This window comes from Isoptericola hypogeus, from assembly GCF_039531145.1.
Lineage (GTDB): Bacteria > Actinomycetota > Actinomycetes > Actinomycetales > Cellulomonadaceae > Isoptericola > Isoptericola hypogeus.
In genome coordinates this window covers 461,398-466,253 of record NZ_BAAAPM010000005.1, presented here as the reverse complement: position 1 = coordinate 466,253, position 4,856 = coordinate 461,398, and the positions used below count along the sequence as shown (strand labels likewise).

The window sequence follows — 4,856 nt, the reverse complement described above, 5'->3', positions numbered from 1 at the left end:
CGGCGCGGCCGGCGCGGGCTTGCGGGTCGGGCGGGCCGCCGGGGCGGGCACGGCGAGGTCGGCCATCAGTCCACCTCCGGCTTGAGGCTGCGGATGTACACCACGGAGAAGATCGCTCCGATCACCAGCATCACGGTGGCGATGGCGGTGCCGTACCCCACCTGGGCGAACTTGAACGCCTCCTGGTAGGCGAGGATCGGCAGCGTGGAGCTGTCGGTCCCCGGGCCGCCGCCGGTCATCACGTAGATGAGCGTGAACACGGACAGGGTCTGCAGCGTCGTGAGCATGAGGTTGGTCGAGATGCTGCGGCGGATGGTCGGCAGGGTCACCCAGACGAGACGCTGGACGCCGTTCGCGCCGTCGACCGTCGCGGCCTCCGTGATCTCCGGCGGCACCTCCGCGATCGCGGCGGCGTAGACCATCATCGAGAAGGCCGTGCCGCGCCAGACGTTGGCGAGGATCACCGCGAGCATCGGGTACTCGAAGAGCCAGTCCGGGCCGGTGACGCCCACGCCGGCCAGCAGCGAGTTCAGCGTGCCGTCGGCGTGGAAGAAGGCGTACGCCGCGAAAGCCGCGACGATCTCGGGGAGCACCCAGGCCGCGACGACGAGCGTCGAGACGACGGCGCGGACCGGCTTCACCGCCGAGCGCATGAGCATCGCCAGCGCGAGGCCGACGAGGTTCTGCCCCACGACCGCGGACGCGATGACGAACACCACGGTGAGCCACAGCGACTTCGGGAAGTCGGGGTCGGAGAGCAGGTTCGCGTAGTTCTCGAGGCCGACGAACTCGGGGTTCGCGGCGGCCGGGCCCGTCAGCGCGGCGTTGGTGAACGAGCCGTAGAACGACCAGATCACGGGGCCGAGCATGAACAGCGCGAGCAGGACCACGGCCGGGGCGAGGGGGACGAGGCGCCGGGCGTCGCGCCGCACGTGGCTGCGGCGGGGCGCCGGCGCCCCGGGCCCCCTCGCCCCCGCGGCGGCGGGGGCGAGGGCGGTCACGGGTTCAGCCCTCCGTCGTGTTCTCTTCGCCGACCTGGTCGATCACGGCCTGGTCGTACGCGGCCGCCGCGTCCTCGGGGGACGTCTGGCCGGTCATGACGGCCTCCATGGCGACCTGGATCGCGTTGGAGATCTGGGCGTAGTCGGACGTGGCCGGGCGGAAGTTGGTGACCTCGACGAGGTCCGAGAAGAACGGCACCGTCGGATTGGCCTCCGCGTACGAGGGCTCCTCGGCGACGTCGGTGCGCACCGCGATCTGGCTGTTGTCGATCGCGAAGCGCAGCGAGTTCTCCTTGTTCAGCGCCATGGTCAGCACGTCGAACGCCTCGTCGGGGTGCTCGGTGCCGGCGCCGACGGCCAGCGTCCAGCCGCCGGACATGCTCACTGCGCCGGGCTCCTGCCCGTCCTGGGTGGGCATCCCGGCGGTGCCCATGACGTCGGACCACTCCGGCCACGGGGCCGTGCCCTCCTCGAGCCACGTCCCGGGCATCCACGAGCCGTCGAGGGCGATGCCGAGCTGGTCCTTCGGCAGCCACTCCGCGGAGACCGTGTTGCCGACGTTCGGGTCGAGCGCCTGCTGCGGCGTGGGCGCCAGGCCCTCCGAGTAGATGGTCTCGATGAAGGCCAGCGAGTCGACGAACTCCTGCGACCCGACGACCCACTTCGACGAGGCGTCGTCGTAGAGCGTCCCGCCCGTGCCGTACAGCAGCATCTCGAAGCCCTGCATCGTCGAGCCCTCGCCCATCGGCTTGCCCGAGTACACGTTGAGCGGGATGACCTCCGGGTCGGCCGCCTTGATGGCGCGCGCGGCCTCGAGCAGCTCGTCCCACGTCTTCGGGGCGAAGTCCTCGGGGAGCCCCGCCTTGGCGAGGACGTTCTTGTTGAACCACAGGCCGCGCGTGTCGGTGCCCATCGGGACGCCGTAGGTCTTGCCGTCGTCGCCGAGGCCGGCCTGCTTGGCGGTGTCGACGAACTGGTCCCACTCCTCCCAGCCGGCCAGGTGCTCGTCGAGCGGCAGGAGGTACCCCGCCTCGACGTCGGACTTGATCATGAACGTGTCCTCGTACATGAGGTCCGGCGCGGTGCTCGGCGAGCGCTGCATGAGCGCGAGCTTGGTGAAGTAGTCGTTCTGGCTGGCCTCGATGGGCACGAGCTCGATCGTGACGTCCGGGTTGGCGTCCTCGTAGTCCGCCTTGACGTCCTTGAACAGCTCGTCGGCCTGCGTGAAGTTGCCGAACTTCTGGTAGGCGATCTTGATCGTCGCCTCGCCGTCGTCGCCGGCGCCAGAACCGCACGCGCCGACCACGAGGACGAGCGCTGCTGCCGCGGTGCCCGCGGCCAGGGGTCGTGCCAGTCGCATGGTGCTCCTTTGCCCACAGTGCGTGGCCCGACGGCGTCGGACCGCCTGACCCGATTAACTCAACCGAATAGAGTTAATGCTGTCAAGTGCCCGCGGACGGCGCGGCGCGAGTCAGGGCAGGACGGCGCCCGAGCGGCCGATCAGCTCGGACGGCCGCGGGGCGAAGGCGTCGTCGAGCACGAGGCTCGCCGCCCCGACAGCCCCGACGTCGTCCCCGACCGCGGACCCGAGCACCTCGACCGCGTGCATCTCGCGCAGCGTCGCGTGCGCGGCCAGCTCCGCCCGCACGGCGGGGAGATACACCGGCGCCAGCCGCGCCCAGCTCGGCCCGCCGAACACCACGACATCGGCGTCGACCAGGTCGGCGACGAGCGTGATGCCGTGCGCGACCCGCCGTGCGGAGGTGCGCAGCACCTCGCCCGCTGACTCGTCGCCCGCCGCCGCGGCCCGGCAGACCGCGGTGAGGGCGGCGTCCAGCTCACGCGGCGTTGCCCGGGGCGTGGCAACGTCGAGGATGCCGCGCTCGACCGCCTCGGCCACCAGGGTCGCCGGCGAGGCGCACACCCCGATGCAGCCGCGGTTGCCGCAGCCGCACCGCGGCCCGTCGCTGTCGACGATGAGGTGCCCGATCTCGCCCGCGTTGCGGGAGGTGCCGGCAGCGAGCTCGCCGTCGTGCGCCACGGCGGCCGCGACGCCGAAGCCCAGGTAGAAGAACAGGGACGTGCCCTCGTGCATCCGGTTGCCGCGCCACAGCTCCGCGACCATCGCCGCGCTCACGTCCTTCTCGAGCAGCACGGCGAGGCCCGTCGCACCGGCGAGCTCGTCGCGCAGCGGCACGTCGGCCCAGCCGTCGAGCAGCGGCGGGTTGATGACGCGCCCGGACGGCATGTCGATGGGTCCCGGCGCGGCCACGCCGAGCCCGAGCACGCCGCCCGGCGCGATGTCCGCCTCGTCGACGAGCTCCCTCGCGCTCTCGGCGACGGCGGCGACCAGCGCGTCCGGTCCGGACGGGGTCGGGAAGATGCGACGCCCGACCACACCGCCGTCGAGGTCCGTGAGCACTGCGGTCACGACCACCGGGTCCACGTGCACCCCGAGCGCGTGCGCGCCTTGCGGGTCCAGGTGCAGCATCGTGCGGGGCTTCCCCCGGCCCTCGACCTTGCGCTCCCCCTCGACCACGAGGCGCCGCGCCAGGAGCCGGGCGACGATGTTCGAGATCGTCTGCAGCGACAGTCCCGTGTCGGCGGCCAGCTCGACCCGGCTCACGCCGTCGGTGGCGCGCCGGATCCGGTCGAGCACCACCCGCTGGTTGAAGCCGCCCACACGCGGGAGGTTCGTTCCGCGTCGCACCTGCGCCTCCCTCCCCCGACCCGACGCCGGACCGCGCGTGCCGCCGGACTGCGCTCAGGGTAGCCGCAGCCCGGTCGCCCGGCGCTAGAGTGCAGCCCGCACCGACGTCGTCGCCCGGAGGACCCATGGCCCAGTTCGACCTGCCCCGCGCCGAGCTCGAGGCCTACCGCCCCGACGTCGGCGAGCCCCCCGACTTCGACGACTTCTGGGCCGCCACGATCGACGAGGCCCGCGGTCACGACGGCACGCCGGTGCTCGAGCGGGTGGACGCCGGGCTCACGGAGCTCGTCGTCGACGACGTGACGTTCCCCGGGTTCGGCGGGCACCCGATCAGGGGCTGGCTGGTGCGCCCCGCGCACGTGGACGGCCCGCTGCCAGCCGTCGTCGAGTACCTCGGCTACGGCGGCGGGCGCGGGCTGCCGCACGAGCGGCTCGCCCTCGCGGCGGCCGGGTACGCGCACCTCGTGATGGACACGCGCGGGCAGGGCTCGGGCTGGGGGTCGGGCGGCGACACCCCCGACCCGGTGGGCAGCGGCCCCGCGTCGCCGGGCGTCATGACGCGCGGCGTGCTCGACCCGGCCGACCACTACTACCGGCGGGTCTTCACCGACGGTGTCCGGGCGGTGGACGCCGTCCGCCGGGTCGACGGCATCGACCCGGCGCGCGTGGCCGTGACCGGCACGAGCCAGGGCGGCGGCATCGCCGTCGCCGTGGCGGGCCTGGTCCCCGACGTCGCGGCCGCGGCCGTCAACGTGCCGTTCCTGTGCCACTACCGACGCGCCGTGGAGATCTCCGACGCGTTCCCCTACGGCGAGATCACCCGGTACCTGTCGGTGCACCGGGAGCACGTGGACGCCGTGTGGCGCACGTTCTCCTACCTGGACGGCGTGAGCTTCGCGCGGCGCGCCCGCGCTGCGGGCCTGTTCTCCACGGCGCTCATGGACACCGTCTGCCCGCCCTCGACCGTCTACGCGGCGTTCAACGCCTGGGGCGAGCGGGCCGGCGCCGCCGACACGCGGATCGACGTCTACCCGTACAACGGGCACGAGGGCGGCGACGCCTACCGGTTCGCCCCCACCCTGGCCTGGCTGGCGAAGCACCTCTGAACCGTCCCGTCGGTCGAGCCTGTCGAGACCCGGGAGCGT

At 72.9% G+C, this 4,856-nt stretch carries 4 protein-coding genes; 1 reads left to right on the top strand and 3 read right to left on the bottom strand.

What is annotated here, in order from left to right; genetic code table 11:
* Positions 1 to 65: 65 nt before the first annotated feature.
* From ABD254_RS14750 to ABD254_RS14740, 3 genes are all read right to left on the bottom strand, one after another.
* On the bottom strand, positions 66 to 1,001 hold the full coding sequence (locus ABD254_RS14750; protein ID WP_425553803.1) for a carbohydrate ABC transporter permease: 936 nt from the start codon (positions 999 to 1,001) through the stop codon (positions 66 to 68).
* A 4-nt stretch (positions 1,002 to 1,005) separates the two neighbouring features.
* Positions 1,006 to 2,361, bottom strand: coding sequence for an extracellular solute-binding protein (locus ABD254_RS14745; RefSeq protein ID WP_344249175.1), 1,356 nt, complete (start codon positions 2,359 to 2,361; stop codon positions 1,006 to 1,008).
* 111 nt (positions 2,362 to 2,472) lie between these two features.
* Entirely contained in the window at positions 2,473 to 3,711 is a 1,239-nt protein-coding gene (locus ABD254_RS14740; RefSeq protein ID WP_344249174.1) for an ROK family transcriptional regulator, read from the bottom strand.
* A gap of 125 nt (positions 3,712 to 3,836) precedes the next feature.
* Here ABD254_RS14740 and ABD254_RS14735 point away from each other — a divergent pair, with 125 nt between their 5' ends.
* A complete protein-coding gene (locus ABD254_RS14735; protein ID WP_344249173.1) occupies positions 3,837 to 4,817 on the top strand; it encodes an acetylxylan esterase in 981 nt (326 codons plus the stop codon).
* The last annotated feature ends 39 nt before the right edge of the window (positions 4,818 to 4,856 follow it).

What these genes read in the sequence shown, in the direction of transcription:
- ABD254_RS14745 (WP_344249175.1), bottom strand. Translation starts at nt 2,361, where the DNA reads ATGCGACTGGCACGACCCCTGGCCGCGGGCACCGCGGCAGCAGCGCTC.
- ABD254_RS14735 (WP_344249173.1), top strand. Translation starts at nt 3,837, where the DNA reads ATGGCCCAGTTCGACCTGCCCCGCGCCGAGCTCGAGGCCTACCGCCCC.